The organism is Modicisalibacter sp. MOD 31.J (assembly GCF_020147985.1).
Taxonomy (GTDB): domain Bacteria; phylum Pseudomonadota; class Gammaproteobacteria; order Pseudomonadales; family Halomonadaceae; genus Modicisalibacter; species Modicisalibacter coralii.
This window is the reverse complement of record NZ_JAGXFF010000001.1, coordinates 713,346-729,510: the sequence shown is the minus strand read 5'-3', so window position 1 is coordinate 729,510 and position 16,165 is coordinate 713,346. Positions and strand designations below refer to the sequence as shown.

Genomic DNA, 16,165 nt, shown 5'->3' with positions numbered 1-16,165 from the left:
CGCGCCTGAGGGGAAGGGACACCTCTCTCGAGCGCGAAGAAAAAAGCAGCATGTGCGTCTAGCCGATAAGACACCCTTCGTCCTGGCCGTAGAGCATCCAGTGCTCCAGGGGATTGACGCCGGCCAGTGCAACATCCGGGTTGGCCGCCAGATAGGCGCCGGGGTCGAACGCTTCGGACGGCTGGCGCCCCTCCTGCCAACCGTAATCCCAGTAGTGCTCCACCGGCTCGATCCCCGCGCTGGCGATATCCGGGTTCTGGCTCAGGTACCAGTCGACATCGAACCACGGGTTGGGGTCGCGTCCTTCCTTCCAGCCATGGTCGACGAAATGGCTAACCGGCTCGATACCTGCCGCAGCGATATCGCGGTTATGCTCGAGATACCAGTCGACATCGAACCAGGGGTTGGGGTCTTGCCCCTCCTGCCAGCCAGAGGTCGCATACTGCTCCACGGGAATGGCGCCCGAATCGCGCAGCGACGGGTTCTGGTCGAGATAGAAATCGCGATCGAACCAGGTATTGGGGGCTCGGCCTTCTTTCCAGCCATAGTTCGCGTAGTGCTCGACGGGGTCGACACCTGCCGCGACCAGATCCGGGTTATGGGCCAGATAATAGGCGTCGTCCAAGCCCTTGATCTCGTCGGCTCGCTCGACCGAGCGCTCGCGCATCCCCTCGACGAGGCTGTCGATAGCGTCAGTATCGAACACGGGAGAGCGAACCAGATCTGCGAATTCATCACTCGAGAGATTGCCCTGATAGCCAGGGCTCTCATGGATCTCGTCGCGGAACCGGGAGAAATCCAGGGTCCCGTCGGCAACCCGGTACTCCTCGATTCGGCCCTCCTGGCTCTCCCAGTCACTGATGAAGAATTGCCCGCGGGTGGCGCTGTCATAAACCCAGAGATACCGCTCTTCCAGCGTGAAGATATAGGTCAGCGCGCTATCCAGGTCGATGCTCGGCGCATCGATACGGTCTTGCCCGCCCTCGTCGATGATCGACATGATGCCGTGAGTCTCGAGCCGATAGACGTCGTCACCCCGGCCGCCCAACAGGAAGTTTTGCTCTGTATACGACTCGGCGAAAAACGTATCGTCGCCGTCGAGACCGTAAGCGATCACATAACCGGCCGCCGAAATATGATCGTCGCCGTGTGTGCCCGTTTTTTCTTCATAGCCCAAAAATGACATGTCTTCCCCGACTCGATGCTGACTATTGTTCGTCGATCACGTATTGCGGAACACTGGCCAAACGCCGGCGACCGACAGCGAGACACCGTCCATGCATCAGCAAAGCGACTCATGCGAGCGATAACCCCGCACACGCCATGCAGGAGCCACGCTACCAATACATAACTATAATTAAGGGTATCGGCAGCGGTGGTGACATCTGAAGCGTGAAAATCGAGAAATCGAAAAACGCCCCGCCAAACACGGGCAACGCCAGCAACCAAGAACGCCCTTCACACCTGGATCCCACCCAAACTTCGCTCTGACAGACCTTGACGAGCGGCCCGGTCAGTTACCGCTGTTTTCCCACACGAAACGCGTCTCCAGCGGGATGTCGTAATACTTCTTCATCCAGGTTTCGATCAGCGGGCGATCATAGGGCATCGTCTCGGCATAGCGCGGGGCCGGCAGCTTCTCAAGCACCACGCTTTCCCCGGGATTGCGGCCCGCATACAGGTCGTTGTGGTAGGCGCGTAGCTTGGCGTCATTGGCCAGGTTCGCCTCGCGATTGGCGAGATAGCCGGCGAGGATATCCGCGGCGTTGTCCAGCGCCGCCGGGGCGGCCACCAGCAGCGCCAGGACGACCAGAGTCCTGCCCCGGGGCAGATCGGCCAGCGCCACGAAGGCCCGGGTCACCGGCCACATCATCAGGAAATAGAAGATCAACAGCGAGCGCCCGGCCACTACCGGCGCCAGCAGCAGCAATACCAGCGAAGCCAGCGCCGCCAGATAGGTACAGACCAGCAGGTCGCCGTCGTCGCGCTGGCGCCGGCTGAGCAGCAGCACCACGCCGTACAGTGCCATCAGCAGCAGCGTGAACAGCAGGAAGGAGACCAGCCAGGCCACACCCAGTACCAGCGGCACGCCCAGCCAGGCGGCGAGCCGGGCCCGGCCGCTCCAGCCCGCCCGGGCCATGCCCTGCCCGGCGAACACCAGCAGCGACACCGCCATGAAGCCCAACACCCAGTGGCCGCCGTTCTCGTCGAGCAGGAAATGCGCCAGGGACCGTGCACTGGTCAGCACATTGGTCAGCATATCGTCCGAGATATAGGACGACTGTGCCTTTCGGGCAAAATTGCCCGGCGCCAGAATCACCAGGCACGCCCCGACCAGCACCGGCACACAGCGCAGCGCCAGCAGCAGCAGCAGGGCGCGCGGACGTTCCGCGTCCCACAGCGCCAGTAGCGCCAGCCCGCCGGCGAAGGCGACCATGGCGACAGCCATCTGTTCGTGAAACAGCGCCGCGATACCCAGCAGAAGGCCGGCCATCCCATCCAGGCGGCCCGCGACGCGCAGACGCCACAGCGCCAGCATGAATACCGCGATCCCCCAGACATAGGCGATCGATGCCGAAAACCAGTAGAGGCCGCCGAGCACGCTGAACTCCGGCAGCGCCATGAAATAGAGCATCGGCACCAGCAGCCAGGGCGTGCGCAAGCGCCCGACCGGGGTCAGTTTCACGCTCAGGCAGACGATGAGCAGGATCACGAAGGCCTGCACCAGACGCACCGCATCCAGCCCCAGCTTGAACAGATTGATCTGCAGGAAGAACGGAAAGAAACGACCCGACCAACGCAGGTACTCGTCATGCAGAAAGCTCACCAGTTGCCACTGGCTGAATCCCTGACCATGAAAGCCCTTCTGCTCGCTGATATAGGTCAGCGTGGCGTAGCCCCAATCGTCGTTGTAGGGGAACACCTGCCAGTGCTGCACCAACAGATAGGCGAGAAAGCCGAGCAGCAGCGCGGTGCCGGCGATGACGACCGAAGCCGGGCGATGTTCGGGCCTGGGGCCGCTCGTCGTGAATCCCTTCATCACTTGCTCCAATGATCACTCATTGGCCGTCGGCCGGCACCAGCTTGCAGCCGTAATAGTTGCCGACGTGCCACAGCGACCACCGATACCAGTCGTCGCGGTTGTTGAAATAACGGTACGGATAATCGAAATGGCGCTCCCGCACTGCCACGCCAGTCTCGCAGGCCGGGGTGCCCAGGCGCTCGAGGATACGTGCCTCGCGCGCATCGAAGCTGCGCGACACGTCTTCGTAGATCGTCAGGGTCTTGATCGCCAGCCCCGCCGACACCAGCAGCGCCAGCGCACACAGGGCACCTGCCCAGCGCCAGCGACGGCAGGCCACGCCGGCGGCCTCGATGACCACGGCGAACATCAGCGCCCAGGCCAGCGAGAAGGCACGCGGTTCGGTATAGGGCGCGGCCAGCATCGACCCCACCACCAGCACCGCCGGCAGGATGGTCCACCATACCCGCCGATCGTAGGCGAGCCGGCCACGACGTTGCTGAACCGCCAGGAACACCAGCGACACCACCACCAGCGCGAACAGCAGGCCCGTGGTATCGAAGAAGGTATCGGTGACCTCCCCCGCCCGCTGCCAGTAATAGGCCGGCCCCATGTCGTGGACATCGTTGGCGTCGAGATAGAAGGCGCGCCGGTGCGCGGTCGAGGGCATCGCCATCAGCGTCGCCCAGCCGGCCAGCATCGCGCCCACCGGCAACAGCGCCGGCCACGCGACGCGTCGGCGCGGCGACAACCACCACGCCAGGGCCATGTAGAGCGCCAGTGCCATCGGCACGTTCTCGAACGAGTAGCCCGCACCCGCCGCCACCAGGCACAGCCCGGCCAGCCGCCACGGGCGCCCGGCCAGTGCCGTTACCGAGGCGTCGCTGCGATAGGCCACGATGCAGACCAGCGACAGCACGATCGGCTGCAGATAGCCGGCGTTGGCCGTCTTCCAGAAGAAGATTTCCAGCCCCGGCCACAGGGCGAACATCAACCCCAGCGTCAGGGTCAGCTTGAGCGGCAGATCGCGCCGCCCCGACCAGACCAGGGCGATCAACGTGCAGAAGGCCACGAAGGCCGCCAACGCCACCAGCCAGAACAGCCACGCCGGCAGGTTCAGCCAGACGATGGCCAGTTGCTCGCCCAGGCGGGCGTTCCAGCTCGCCGTCTGCTCGGGGATCTTGTGAGCGATCCACGCCAGCCGCTCGCCCCAGCCGACCTCGCCGTAATGGCGGGGAAAGGCAAAGTCCTCGCCCATCAGCGGCATGCGCCAGAAAACCGCCGCATAGACGGCCACGCTCAGCGCCGCGCAAGCGACGAAGACGCCCTGATAGACCCGACGAAGACTGGCCACGTGCCCCCCCTGGTGTATGGTCAGGCGACGAAGGATACGACTTACGTCCCAGACACACCAGTCGACAAATGCCGACAGGGCGGCGCCATGCCGCGACGACTGGCTTTCATGCCATGGCTCGGTAAACTGAGGCCCGGATCGTCAATACATTGCCCGAAGAGTCATGATCATGAAAACAGCAGCCATCATCGTTGCCGCCCTGGCAGGCAGCATCGCCAGCCCCGCCTTCGCCGGCGACATCGAACCCGGCCAGTGGGAACTGACGATAACCCTGGAAGGCGGCCCCCTGGCGTCGGGAAAGACGCAGGAAGTCACGCGGACACGCTGCTTCACGCCCGAGGATAGCCGCGACCTGGTACGAACGCTGAAATCCACCGCGGAAGAGGACGACTGTCAGGACTCGCAGGTCTCCCGTGACGGCGACACCATCACCCACAGCGCGAGTTGCCCCAGGGCCGGACGCGGCATGGCCAGCGTCGAGGGATCGATGACGCTTCACGACGCGCGTCATTTCACCAGCGAGACCCACATCGGCGAAGGCGAAGACGCCACTCACGTCACTACCGAGGCCCGCTGGATCGACGACACCTGCGAGGGCTGATCAGGTGTTAGAGTTCATTTTCAAACCCTCTGATGATGGGCGCCGGAGGCAGGGCAAAGCGAGGGTCCTTTGCCATGGATGGCAAAGGTAGCGCCCAAGGAGGGGTTTACAGCGCCCTCGCGACGCCCTGCCGCCGGAGAAGCCCATTTCATCTACCAGTTGTAAAAGGCGTTCTTAGGGAAGCGCTGAATAAATCGGCGAGCGGCGTAAAGCACGAGGCGTACGGAGCACAGGAACCGGAGCCTATGGGGTATAGGTGAGGATTCCGAGCACCGCACAACGAAGTGCTTTGCCCGCACAGCCATTTATGCAGTGTTTTCTTAGGTCCCGCGACGCCGGTTAGACGGCGGCTGATACCCACACACCACCTCAAGGGAGACACGGCATGCAAACACGCCACCTGCTGATTGCCGCCATGCTGGGCATGACGGCCGTCCCGGCCTGGGCCGGCGACATCGAGCCCGGCCAGTGGAAGACCACGACCACCATCCAGGGCGACAACATACCGCCGGGCATGCCGCGCGAGAGGACCGAGACCCAGTGCTTCACCGCCGAAGAGGCCCGGGACCTGGAAGCGGCCGTGCGTCAGAACTTTACCGATGAAGGATGCGAAGTCGTGCAGTCATCACGGGACGGCGACACCATCAGCTACCAATTCAGCTGCCAGGGTCAGGGCGGCGCCATGGAGGCCCGGGGTTCGACGACCATCCAGGACTCGCGCCACCTGAGTTCCACCATGACCTCCAGCTACGTCGGCAACGACACCGAGTTGGCCATGACCACCGAGGGTGAATGGGTCGGCGAGACCTGCGAGGAGTGACGCCCGCGCCGGCCCATCGCCACGCCGCGGTGGTGCCGGCACAGCCCCCGCCACGACGCCCGCCCTGCCCGGTGTATCGCTTTTCACGAGGCCCTGATGACCCGCGTTGATCACACCCCCGGTGCCTGGCCGCTGTCGCTCGGCGAGTCCGGCCGCTTGCTGCTGTTGACCGTCGTGGCCGGCCTGCTCGTCTACGGCTACCCGCTGACGCACTTCAGCCTGCCCATCGACGGCGAGTTCCCCGACAACTTCGACCAGACCATCGCCTTCGGCCGCTGGGGACACAGCCTGCTGCGGGCCTGGCTGCTGCCCGAACCCTTCGTGCCCTTCTTCACCCTGCTGGTGGCGCTGCTGGCGCTGAGTCTCGCGGCGGTGCTGGCCGCCCGGCTGCTCGATCTCGCCGGGTTGCCCGCGCTGGCCTTCACCTCGCTGATGGTCGGCTTCCCGCAACTGGCCTACCAGTTCGAGTTCATCAACCAGGCCGACACCCTGGCCATCGGCTACCTGCTGGCGATCGCCGCCACCGGGCTGTTCGTGCATGCCGTGGCGCGGCGGGGGGCGCCACGCTGGGCCGCTCTGGTGCTGGCCACCGGCTGCTACGCCTATGCCATCGGCATCTATCAGAGCCTGGTGGTGGTGCCGCCGCTAATGCTGCTGGGCAGGCTGGCGTTCGCCGCCGAGAGCGATCCCGACGCCACCCCGCGCCAGGGCCTGGCGCAGTTGGCCGGTTTCGCCCTGATCGCGGTATGCGCCGTCGGCGTGTACCTGCTCGTCACCCGTTGGACCCAGGCCCACTTCGCGGTCGATGGGTCGAGCTACCTGGCCGGCTTCGTCAATCTCGACATCGGCCTGCAGGACTACCTGCACGCAGTGGCCGGGCAGTTCGCTCTCGGCCTCACCGGCCGGCAGAACTTCGGCCTGGGCAGCTTCGCGCTGGCCAGTGCCGCGAGCGCCCTGCTCGTCGTGCTGGCCCTGGCCCGCCTGGGCACGCTCGGCCCGGCCCGGACCGGCTACCGGGTGCTGCTGATACTGGGCATCCTGCTGCTGCCGTTCGCCTTCTGCCTGACCAGCCGCTACGCCCTGCCGCCACGCATCCTGGTCGGCACCAACCTGGCTCTGGCGCTGCTGGTGACGCTGGCGCTGCGCCGCTGCGACCCGCGCTGGCTGGCGGGGCTTGCCGCGCTACTGCTGTTGGTGCACGGCGCTCGGGTCTCGCAGCTGTTCGCCTCCGACGCCGCCGTCCGCCAGGCCGACGTGCTGATGGCCAATCGCATCGCCACCACGCTGTATCAGCAATACCCGGACTTCGACCCGAGCCGCACGCCGGTCTACTTCCACGGCGGCATCGCCAACGACAGCGTGCACAAGCTGCCCGACTCGGACGTCTTCGGCAGCTCCTTCTTCGCCTGGGACGGCGGCAACAACATCCGCCTGCGGCTGTTCTTCCGCTACTACGGCATCGGCGAGTGGCGCAACGCCGACCGCGACGAGACCCGCCGCGCCCTGAGTCACGTCGAGGCCATGCCCACCTGGCCCAACCCCAATGCCATCCAGCGCCACGACGGGGTGATGATCGTCAAGCTGGGCGAGCATCGCGGCTGGCTGCCTTTCAGCGTCGACTAGCGGCGGCGCTCGGCGCCTCGTCCTCACGACGAAAAAAGCGCCGGCTTGCGCCGGCGCTTCTCTATCAACAGCCACAGACACCTTCGCACCGGGCGGCGCCCGGTGCGCATGGCGTCAGACCGTCGGCTGCGTCTCTTCCGAGGCGGGCAGCGTGATGCCGGTCAGCTCGATGGCGAAGTCGCCATCCGACAGCTCGGGGCCGCCGTCGACCGCCGCTTCGCTGTCGGCATAGACGTAGGCGTTGTCCTGGAACTGGAAGGCGACATAGTCGTCTTCGCGGGTGGATTCGGTGGCCGCCGCCTCGAAGGCGCCGGTCAGGTCGCCGGCAGCGGAGACATCCAGGTAGTCCGCCGTGAAGTCCACGGCCGAGGTGCCATCGCCGTTCACGATCTGGTCGCTGGCGACATCGAAGTTGACGATGGCATCCATGTCCTCTTCGCCGTAGGAGGACGTCGGGATGGTCTCACCCGTGGAGTTGGTCGCGCTCACCGCGATGGTGTCGGCCGCATCGCCTTCACCCAGCGTGACGGTTTCCTGCACGTAATCCGCCCCGGTGAAGTCCAGGCCGGCATCCAGCGACGACGCATCGACACTGTCGAACTTGCGCCCGGCCTCGGTGTAGGCCACGCCACCGTTACCCGAGAGGGACAGCGTGCCGCCCTCGACACCGGTGTCGGTGGTATAGACCCCCAGTTGCAGTGTCTCGCCCTGGGCCGGTCCGGCAAAGTCCGTGACCACCGAAACGCTCTCCGCCGCGTCACGCAGGTTCAGCTCGGGAGCCTCACCGGGCGCCTGGTCGACCCGCGAGGTGACGGTCTGGTCGGCGGCCAGGTTCTGGACCTCGCTGCCCGCGGCACCGACGACGAAGTTCGTGACGCCGTCGACGGCGTTGGCATCGACATCGACATAGCTGCCGAGTTCGAGCGTCTCGAAGCCGCTGACATCGCTGGTACCGATGTCGTCGCTACCGGTCACGGTCAGCGTATCGTTGCCGGCGCCGCCGTCGAGCATCGGCGCCGTGCCATCGACGGGCGCCGCCACGCTGTCGACCGTCAGGGCGTCGTCGCCGCTGCCCGCCTGAACGCTGGCCACCGCGTCCAGAATGCCGTCACCCGCGGTCAGCGAGCCGGTCATCGCCGAGGCGTCGATGGCGCTCGCTTCAGCGGCCTGCGAGCCGATCGTGCTACCCGCCAGGGTCAGATCACCGGCCCCCGACAGGGTCATGCCCGTCAGGGCATCCGCCGCCGAGCCACCCAGATCCAGCGTCGAACCCGAGTCATCGCCCGCCTGGGTGACGACATCCAGGGTCTCGAGCACCGGTGTGTCCTGCTGACCGAACAGGGTCACGTCGCTGTTGGTGAGGTCCAGTTGCGCGGCCGACGCGGCAGCGATATTCAGCGCCAGGGCACTGTCGACGGTATACAGGCGATTGTCGGCGCCCAGGTTGTCGATGTTGACCGTGTCGGTCGTGTCGACATTGGAGAAGCGGATCGCGCGGTAGCCATCCAGCTCGGCGGCATTGAAATCGTAGGAGCTTGCGAGATTCTGGCCATCGACCTCGAGGATCTCGTCGTCGGTGATGGTGTCATCGCCGCCGTCGGTGGGCGGTTCCTCGCCGCCGCCATCCGTGGGCGGTTCTTCGCCACCGCCGTCCGTGGGCGGTTCTTCGCCGCCGCCGTCCGTGGGCGGCTCCTCGCCACCGCCGTCCGTGGGCGGTTCTTCGCCGCCGCCGTCCGTGGGCGGCTGCTCATCGCCCTCGCCCGGCACATCCTCGCCCGCCGGCACTTCCGGCGCGGTCAGGTTCTCCTCGTCACCATAAGCGACGAAATGGCCCAGCGGCGTCAGCCCGGCATCGGCGAACGCCTGCTGAACGTCGTCAACGCTCTTGCCGGACCATTCGTCGGCCGTTTCGGGGTCGTTCTGGAGCGCGTCCAGCTTTTCCGCGTAGTAGGCGGAGGCATCGAAGGCATTGGAGGGGTTGATGCCTTCGCTGGCACCGTACTGGAGATAATGTTCGTAGGGGTTGCCCTGCCAGCGCGCCTCGAATTCACCACGGGCCTCGGTCACGGTGGTGAGGTCGGTCTTGTCGACCATGTCGCGTGCCTTGGCCTGAACGTATTCCTCGGCGTTGAAATAGGCGTTGGGGGCCAGGTCTTCCTGATACCCGTAACGGGCGTAGTGCTGTTCCGGGGTGAGGCCGTAATCGTCCTGGAGGATGTTCTCCAGATCGGCGGTGGTGCGTCCCTGCCATGCCGCATCGGCATCGGGATCATTCTGAAGCGCGTCGAGTTTGGCGTTGAGGTAATAGTCCTTATCGAAACCCTGTAAGGCCATCTGTCCTGCTCCTTTGGTGTTGCCGCGATCGGCCGTTGGCCATGTATCCTCGTCTTGGCCGTCGGGCACTCCTGCCCGCTGGCCAAAGGAGGGCGAACATCCCGTTCGCGGCATCACCCTAGCAGTATCATTCTGTAAACAAAGTAACCCAGGTTATAAAAACGCAATGAAACGTAAAAAAACCGACCAAAGTCGCAGGTTTCGCTGACAGACAATGTCCGATATCGCTGACAAGGATCGAGGTTCTGGCTGACACGTCGGGCGCCCGATCCACCCCGGCGCGGCACCGCACGGACAAAAAAACCGGCCACATGGGCCGGTTCGCTGAGACGCCGCGCGTCGGTTCACTCGCCGCTTTTCTTGCTCCGGCTGGCGGTCGTCTTCTTGGCCGTGCCGTTGCGTGCCGTGCTCTTGGTGGCGCGCTTGGCGGGCGCCTTGTCATCGGGCAGCGCACGCTCTAGCAGGTTGGAGTAGGTGACCCGCGCCGCCTGGGCGATGCCGTACTGACGCTGGATGCGGGCGATTTCCTCGTCGCAGAGGCGCAGGTTGGCCAACTGCTTGCGAGCCTCCTCGCTGAGCTGGTCCAGCTGATAATCCTTGCCGTCGATGGTGACGGTCTGGTCGTTGTCGGCCATGGTCGATCGATCCTTGGGTACTGGTAAATCGAGCCGGTATTCTAGCCGTTGTGGGCCTGTCTTCCTAGGCGAGCGACGACCGGCCGCCTCGGCGGGCGCCGGTCGCTACGTTCAGTCGCCGAAATCGAAGGTCAGTTCCTCGTCGTCGCCGTCGAACAGCCGCTCCACGTCCACCGACTCGCCGGTCTGGCGGTGTTCGCCCACCTTGGCCTGCAGCTCGGCCAGCCGCGTCAGCCCGGGCAGGCGATGCTGGGCATAGAGCTGGGCGTAGGCGATGGCCAGGGCGCCGCTGGCGGCCAGCTCGCTCAGGGTCTCGCCGGGCAGCGCCTTGAGCGCCGCCTCGTCGATGCGGTAGACCCCATCGACACGCCGGGCATTGCCCGCCTCGTCCTTGACCGAGAACGCCCAGGGCACCACCACCCCGGCCTCGGCCAGCGCGGTGACGGCACGCCGCGTGGCGCGGCGCTGATCGTCGTACTGGCGCAGGAAGGTCATCACCCGCTCCACCGGCTGGGTCAGCTTGCCCTCGTCATCGAAGAAGCGGCGCTCCTCCTCGGCGCCTTCCACCCACAGGCCGCTGTCCGCATCGAAGCCCAGCATGCGGCGACCGCCCTCGGTGTCGTGCAGCAACGCGAACGGATAGCCGCGAAACGCGGCGGGAATGTAGCCGCCCATCCAGCGCCCGTCCGGGTGCACGAACAGGTTGCGTTGCGAGTCCAGCGAGAGCAGCGCGACCAGCGCCCACTGCTCCCCCTCGGGCATGAAGGCCAGCGGCAGCGTGGGCAGCGCGCGGGGAATCTCCTCGGCCACCAGCTCGGCGACCGGCCGGTCGACGGCGAAGGCGTAATCCGGCGTCTTCGCCCAGCCATCGGCGCGGTGACGTTCGGTACTCAGGGGAATAAAGCGTGGCATGACACTCCTCTCGAATCGTTGGCCGGTGCCCATCCTACCAAACGAGACGCCCCCCGGCCCGGGGGCCGAGGGGCGTCAACGACAGGAACGCCTTCAGTGCCCACAATCAGGCGATATTGCCATCGTCTAGACTCACCGCCGGGGAACCGGCGACACCCACCAGGGCCACGGCGTCATTCGCCGGCTCGGCAAGCGTCGGGGCGGGCTGCTCCGCACCTTCGCCACTGGACTCGGTGGGGAACACATAGGTCTCGGAAACCTCGCTGCCATACGGCTCGGCAGGATCCACAATGATGTCGACGAACCCATCGGACTCGGGCGGGGTGATCCCCTCGAAAACGCCGTAATAGTTGAAATGCTCGAGTGGAGACAGCCCAGCGGCGATGAAGGCGCTGCCGACATCCCCGATGTGCTCGTAGGGCTCGCCATTGGCCTGGGTTTCGCCGATTTCCTGGAGCTGATCCAGCTTCGCGTCGAGATAGCCGAAGGTGTCGAACTCGGGGCTCGGATCGATGCCTTCCAGGAAGCCATAGGTCCCGTAATGCTCCCAGGCGGACAGACCCGCATCGTCGAAGGCCTGCTCGACGTCCTCGGTGGTCCAGTCACCATACTGATCGGGATTCTCCCAACGAAGCTGTTCCAGCTTCTGCTGGAGGTAATAAGGCTTGTCGAAGTCGATGTTGATCGGGCTGGTCATGTTCCCTCCTTTACTTGTGTAGCGTGCTTGCTGGCCTGGATGGCACCCCCTCGGCGCCACAACGCCTCATGCTACCGCGACGCCCCGTTGACCGGCTGCCAGGCCACCAACGCGCCCGGTGCCAGGCAAGGTGCCGGATCGGGCCGGCGAACCGGCCCTGGCATCGCCAGCGATACCCCACCAACGAGAAACCCCCCGGCCCGAAGGCCGAGGGGTTAAGTCGAGCTTAGCTCTCTACCTGAATCAGATGATTAGGCAAAGTTGGTAGCGTCGAAGGTCTGCTCAGCACCAAAGTCCAGAGTACCGATCAGTTGCACGGAAGAGAAATCCGTGCTTTCGGCGTTGGACGTCAGATGGAACGCCTTGTATTCGCCGTCATTGGCACCATTCTCGACCATCAGGATGTAGTCGGTGGCACCATCACCAGCTGCACCGTTAACAGCACTGAAGCCGGAGAACGCTGTACCCAGCGGCGTAGAGTTATCGCCGTTGAGGGCCGCCAGCATGTTGCTGCCGCTCAGATCGTCGAAGGAGACTGCATTATCCCCAGTACCAACGGTGTTGAAGTCGCTGATCACGCTGACATCACCATCATTAGCATAAGCGCCGACAGCCGTGGTGACTGTGCCTGCATCTCCACCCAGGTAGCTGGTGAAGTCGAGGATATCACCATCGTTACCCGCGTTGGCACCGCCACCGGCGTTGTACGCCTGGGCATTATCGGTAACGCTTGCGTCACCTACGCCACCAGCGTTATCAAAGGTCGCAGTGCCGTCAGCCAGAGCAATCTGAGCAGCATTGCCATCATCGGTGTCGTATTCAATCGTCACGACATTGTTGTTGACGGTAGCTGTAACAGGCTGAGTAGCGTTGTCTGTAATCGCGCCATTCACTGCCGCCTGGACTTTGCCAGCGATAGTCGCGGCGTTATCACCATCGGCAACAGTCACGTTGACACCGCCAACAGTAATGTCGCCGCCGCCACCTGTTGCAGCAACAGTGACGCCGGTGAAGTCGATGGTCTGCTGTTCGGGAGTGGCCGCAGTAGAGCCTGAACCGCCCTCAACCACACCATCAGTGAAGTTGACGATGGTGTTGACACCGTTGTTGTAGCCAGTGAACTCGACGGTATCGTTGCTCACCGCACCAGTACCGAGAACGATCTCGTCGGTGCCAGCGCCCACGTTGATAACGTTGTCGCTTTCCGCACCGCTGTCGGCGCCAGTCAGATCCTCAGAACCATCAGTGGCAACGGTGCCGTCACCATTCAGGTCATCTGTTGCGAACTGAGTCTCGTAGTAACCATCAGTATCAGCTTGCGCGGCCAGCGTGATCGCGGTCTCGGTAGAGGTACCGTTGACCACATTGGTGCTGGTGAACTCGATGTTCAGATCGCTCAGTTCCATGGCACCGTCGATCTTGGAATCGACGATCAGCGAGTTGCCGTTGCCATCCTTCGCCAGCAGCAGTTCCTTCAGGACGTCGTCGCCGTTGATGGCTTCCTTGATCGCCTGATTGATCTGCAGCGCGGTGATGGTGGCATTGCCGCCATTGATGTTGCTAGTCGCGATGTTGATATCGGTGGTGGCTTCATAGCCCATGAAGTTGACGGCGATGCTGAACGTGTTGGAGCTAGCGTTAGCAGCGAAGCCACCCACGGTGAAGCTCTGGGCGTTGCCGTTGGCGCCGTCGGACAGATCCGCGTCGCTGTTGGACTCGAGATCGCGAATGTTCGTCGTCGCGTTGTTGAAGACGAACTGAGCACGACCTTCATTCAAGCCAGCAGCAGAACCAGTTGCCGCAATGACGTTACCTTCAGCGTCGGTAATGTCACCTGTCAGCAGTTGTGCACCGCTGTTGTCGGCCAGCACCAGGTCGTCGCCCACACCGGTAGAGATGTTGGCGTTACCGGCACCTTCGCTCCACACGCGGTCGTTGCCAGCGCCCGTCTCGATGGAGACGTTGTCGTTGAGCTGCTGGTTGACCAGCGCGCTGGAAGCGCCGTCGGCCAGACCGTTGCTGAAGTGAACGACGTCGTTGCCGGTACCGGTGTCGATTTCGAGTTCGAAATCTTCATGCTCGAGGACGTTGGCAGAGACGTTCAGGTTCAGCACGTCGTCGCCGCCGGTCAGGTCGTACTCGTAGACGACGTTGTCGTCGGCCGGGTCGCCGTTGACGTCGACCAGGTTGAGGTCGCGGTCGATGACGGCATCAGAGATGGCGGCGTTGATCGCGGAGCTGCCGCTAACGCCGGTCAGGTCGAGGTCCTGAACGTCGTTCAGACCCTGGTTACCACCGGTCTCGTCGGCAACGAACGGGCTGACCCAGTTGGCGGTCTGGCCATTGGCGGTGAAGTATTCACCGGCAGTGGTGCTGTGACCCCAGGTCGCGCTCTGCTGGCCGACGCGGAAGTAGCTGCTGCCGGTGACTTCGACAACCTTCAGGTGGTTGTACTCACCGTTGTTGTCGGTGTCAGAAGAGGACAGCTCGGTCAGCCAGGCACCGTTCTTGGTGGTGACGACGAACTTCTCGATGCCCACGTTGGTGTTGGACTCACCGGCGAGGTTGACGCTGCCACCCTGAGAGCCGTAACCGACGTTGTCCAGCGCCAGGGAGGTCTGGATCATGCCGTCCACGCCATCGGTGATTTCGTTGAAGGCACGGGCGTAGGAGTCGACACCGCCTTCATCGGCGCTGGAGACGTTGGCGGTGAAGCCGCCGAGTTCGCCTTCCTGGAGGCTCAGGACGACGGAGATACCCTTGACCTGTTCGCCGGTCAGGTTATCGGCTTCGTCGTACTGGTCGACGGAGAAGGTGTTGCCCTGACGCACGCTCAGGCCGGAGAGGTCCGGATTGGCGGCTTTCAGGCTGGCGACACCGGCCTGGATGGCCTGGAGCAGTTCCGGATAATCACGGGCCTGGCTCAGTGCACCGTCGGTGACCTCGTCGTTGATCTGGTACTTGGTTCCGTTGACGGTGAACTCGAAGTAGTTGATCTGGGTGTTGTTCAGCGTTTCGGTGGTGTCGTCGGCCGGGGCCAGACGATCGGCGAAGCGCAGGTCCAGTACGGAACCCTGATCCTGACCACCGCTCTCGACCATCAGCGGGCTCAGGAAGGTCGCCTGGTAGAGGTCGGGGACAGTTTCACCAGTAGTATCGTCCACACCGTAGTTGAGCTGGTTGCTCAGGGTGAACTGGTAGTCGGCCGTGGTGTTGTAGCTGCCGGTCTCGTCATATTGCGCCTTGCCGACGTGCTTGACGAGGTCGCCCTGGTCTTCCTGAGTCAACTGCAGGTTGCCACTGTCGTCAACGGTAACGACGGTGCCGTCCTTCTCGGAAGAATCGAAGTCGATGGTGTAATCCGGACGGGGCGGCGGCGGATTGACGGTAACGGGCGTGGCGGTCAGCCCTTCGTCCTGGCCGTACTGGTTGTAATGCTCGAGCGGAGAAAGACCAGCCGCCTGGAAGGCGTTGGCGACGTCGGCGATGGTTTCGTAAGCTTCGCCGTTGGCCTGGGTCGCGCCGGATTCCTGCAGTTGGGCCAGCTTGTCCTTCAGGTATTCGGTGCTATCGAACTCGATGTTCGGGCTCAGACCTTCGATGTAGCCGTACATTTCGTAGTGCTGTTCGGCGGTCAGGCCGGCATCGTCGAACGCCTGCTGCACGTTTTCAGTGGTCCAGTCGCCGTACTCGGCGCTGTCCTGCTTCTGAAGCTGTGCCAGCTTTTGTTCGAGATAGAACTGCGAATCGAAATTAATCGTTGCCATACTGGCAATCTCCTTGCATATGCGGCTTTTTTTCCATGGGTTGCGGTAAAAACACCGCTATTGGATCCAACATGTTTCCAATTCGGCGCCTTGCGCTGTCGCCTGCGCACCCGTGCACACAGGCAACGGTGGCGCTCAGCGCTGCGACATGGGGCTCTGACGTTATTCGTGCCGTTGTTCCCAATGCCGGTGAAACCGGTCTCCGAGACCGTCGTCCCGGATATTACCGCAAGGCTCATTTCTAATGAGCATGAGCTTCACCCTGCTGGATGCTAGATACTTCGCATGCGCAATGCAAGCGTCAGTAAAGGGCGGGTCAGCGTTGCCCACCAACGCTTTACGACACCTTTCTGAATGTAAGTTAATGCTCACTATCAAGGAAAGCCTGATATTTCGGTAT

The 16,165-nt window shown here is 63.7% G+C and carries 11 protein-coding genes; 3 read left to right on the top strand and 8 right to left on the bottom strand.

Translation table 11 applies throughout. The annotated features are described in order from the left end of the window. Positions 1-58: 58 nt before the first annotated feature. The 3 genes from KGR00_RS03270 to KGR00_RS03260 form a co-directional block, all read right to left on the bottom strand. On the bottom strand, positions 59-1,186 hold the full coding sequence (locus tag KGR00_RS03270; protein ID WP_224424127.1) for a hypothetical protein: 1,128 nt from the start codon (positions 1,184-1,186) through the stop codon (positions 59-61). A gap of 327 nt (positions 1,187-1,513) precedes the next feature. After that, positions 1,514-3,040 carry a DUF6056 family protein gene (locus KGR00_RS03265; RefSeq protein ID WP_224424126.1) on the bottom strand — a complete coding sequence of 509 codons (1,527 nt, stop codon included), beginning with the start codon at positions 3,038-3,040 and terminating at the stop codon, positions 1,514-1,516. 19 nt (positions 3,041-3,059) lie between these two features. Then, on the bottom strand, positions 3,060-4,376 hold the full coding sequence (locus tag KGR00_RS03260; RefSeq protein ID WP_224424125.1) for a DUF6056 family protein: 1,317 nt from the start codon (positions 4,374-4,376) through the stop codon (positions 3,060-3,062). A 169-nt stretch (positions 4,377-4,545) separates the two neighbouring features. On the opposite strand from KGR00_RS03260, the gene KGR00_RS03255 reads away from it, so the two are divergent. The 3 genes from KGR00_RS03255 (at position 4,546) to KGR00_RS03245 (ending at position 7,420) form a co-directional block, all read left to right on the top strand. Continuing rightward, a complete protein-coding gene (locus tag KGR00_RS03255) occupies positions 4,546-4,977 on the top strand; it encodes a DUF3617 family protein (protein WP_224424124.1) in 432 nt (143 codons plus the stop codon). Positions 4,978-5,362: 385 nt separating this feature from the next. After that, on the top strand, positions 5,363-5,797 hold the full coding sequence (locus KGR00_RS03250; protein WP_224424123.1) for a DUF3617 domain-containing protein: 435 nt from the start codon (positions 5,363-5,365) through the stop codon (positions 5,795-5,797). A gap of 96 nt (positions 5,798-5,893) precedes the next feature. Then, the gene (locus tag KGR00_RS03245) at positions 5,894-7,420 is read left to right on the top strand and encodes a glucosyltransferase domain-containing protein (RefSeq protein ID WP_224424122.1); all 1,527 of its coding nucleotides are present in this window, start codon (positions 5,894-5,896) and stop codon (positions 7,418-7,420) included. A 114-nt stretch (positions 7,421-7,534) separates the two neighbouring features. On the opposite strand, the gene KGR00_RS03240 is transcribed toward KGR00_RS03245, so the two are convergent. From KGR00_RS03240 to KGR00_RS03220, 5 genes are all read right to left on the bottom strand, one after another. Beyond that, positions 7,535-9,754, bottom strand: a complete 2,220-nt coding sequence (locus KGR00_RS03240) for a hypothetical protein (RefSeq protein WP_224424121.1) — start codon at positions 9,752-9,754, stop codon at positions 7,535-7,537. A gap of 344 nt (positions 9,755-10,098) precedes the next feature. Next, positions 10,099-10,389 (bottom strand): DUF6447 family protein, encoded by a 291-nt coding sequence (locus tag KGR00_RS03235; RefSeq protein ID WP_203234790.1) that lies wholly within the window; start codon positions 10,387-10,389, stop codon positions 10,099-10,101. A gap of 111 nt (positions 10,390-10,500) precedes the next feature. After that, positions 10,501-11,301 carry a SapC family protein gene (locus KGR00_RS03230; RefSeq protein ID WP_224424120.1) on the bottom strand — a complete coding sequence of 267 codons (801 nt, stop codon included), beginning with the start codon at positions 11,299-11,301 and terminating at the stop codon, positions 10,501-10,503. 106 nt (positions 11,302-11,407) lie between these two features. Further along, positions 11,408-11,998 carry a hypothetical protein gene (locus KGR00_RS03225; RefSeq protein ID WP_224424119.1) on the bottom strand — a complete coding sequence of 197 codons (591 nt, stop codon included), beginning with the start codon at positions 11,996-11,998 and terminating at the stop codon, positions 11,408-11,410. Between the two features lie 251 nt (positions 11,999-12,249). Then, positions 12,250-15,765, bottom strand: a complete 3,516-nt coding sequence (locus KGR00_RS03220) for a hypothetical protein (RefSeq protein WP_224424118.1) — start codon at positions 15,763-15,765, stop codon at positions 12,250-12,252. Positions 15,766-16,165: the final 400 nt, after the last annotated feature.

Coding starts and splice junctions, on each gene's coding strand:
- KGR00_RS03270 (WP_224424127.1), bottom strand. CDS start 1,186: ATGTCATTTTTGGGCTATGAAGAAAAAACGGGCACACACGGCGACGAT.
- KGR00_RS03265 (WP_224424126.1), bottom strand. CDS start 3,040: ATGAAGGGATTCACGACGAGCGGCCCCAGGCCCGAACATCGCCCGGCT.
- KGR00_RS03255 (WP_224424124.1), top strand. CDS start 4,546: ATGAAAACAGCAGCCATCATCGTTGCCGCCCTGGCAGGCAGCATCGCC.
- KGR00_RS03250 (WP_224424123.1), top strand. CDS start 5,363: ATGCAAACACGCCACCTGCTGATTGCCGCCATGCTGGGCATGACGGCC.
- KGR00_RS03245 (WP_224424122.1), top strand. CDS start 5,894: ATGACCCGCGTTGATCACACCCCCGGTGCCTGGCCGCTGTCGCTCGGC.
- KGR00_RS03240 (WP_224424121.1), bottom strand. CDS start 9,754: ATGGCCTTACAGGGTTTCGATAAGGACTATTACCTCAACGCCAAACTC.
- KGR00_RS03235 (WP_203234790.1), bottom strand. CDS start 10,389: ATGGCCGACAACGACCAGACCGTCACCATCGACGGCAAGGATTATCAG.
- KGR00_RS03230 (WP_224424120.1), bottom strand. CDS start 11,301: ATGCCACGCTTTATTCCCCTGAGTACCGAACGTCACCGCGCCGATGGC.
- KGR00_RS03225 (WP_224424119.1), bottom strand. CDS start 11,998: ATGACCAGCCCGATCAACATCGACTTCGACAAGCCTTATTACCTCCAG.
- KGR00_RS03220 (WP_224424118.1), bottom strand. CDS start 15,765: ATGGCAACGATTAATTTCGATTCGCAGTTCTATCTCGAACAAAAGCTG.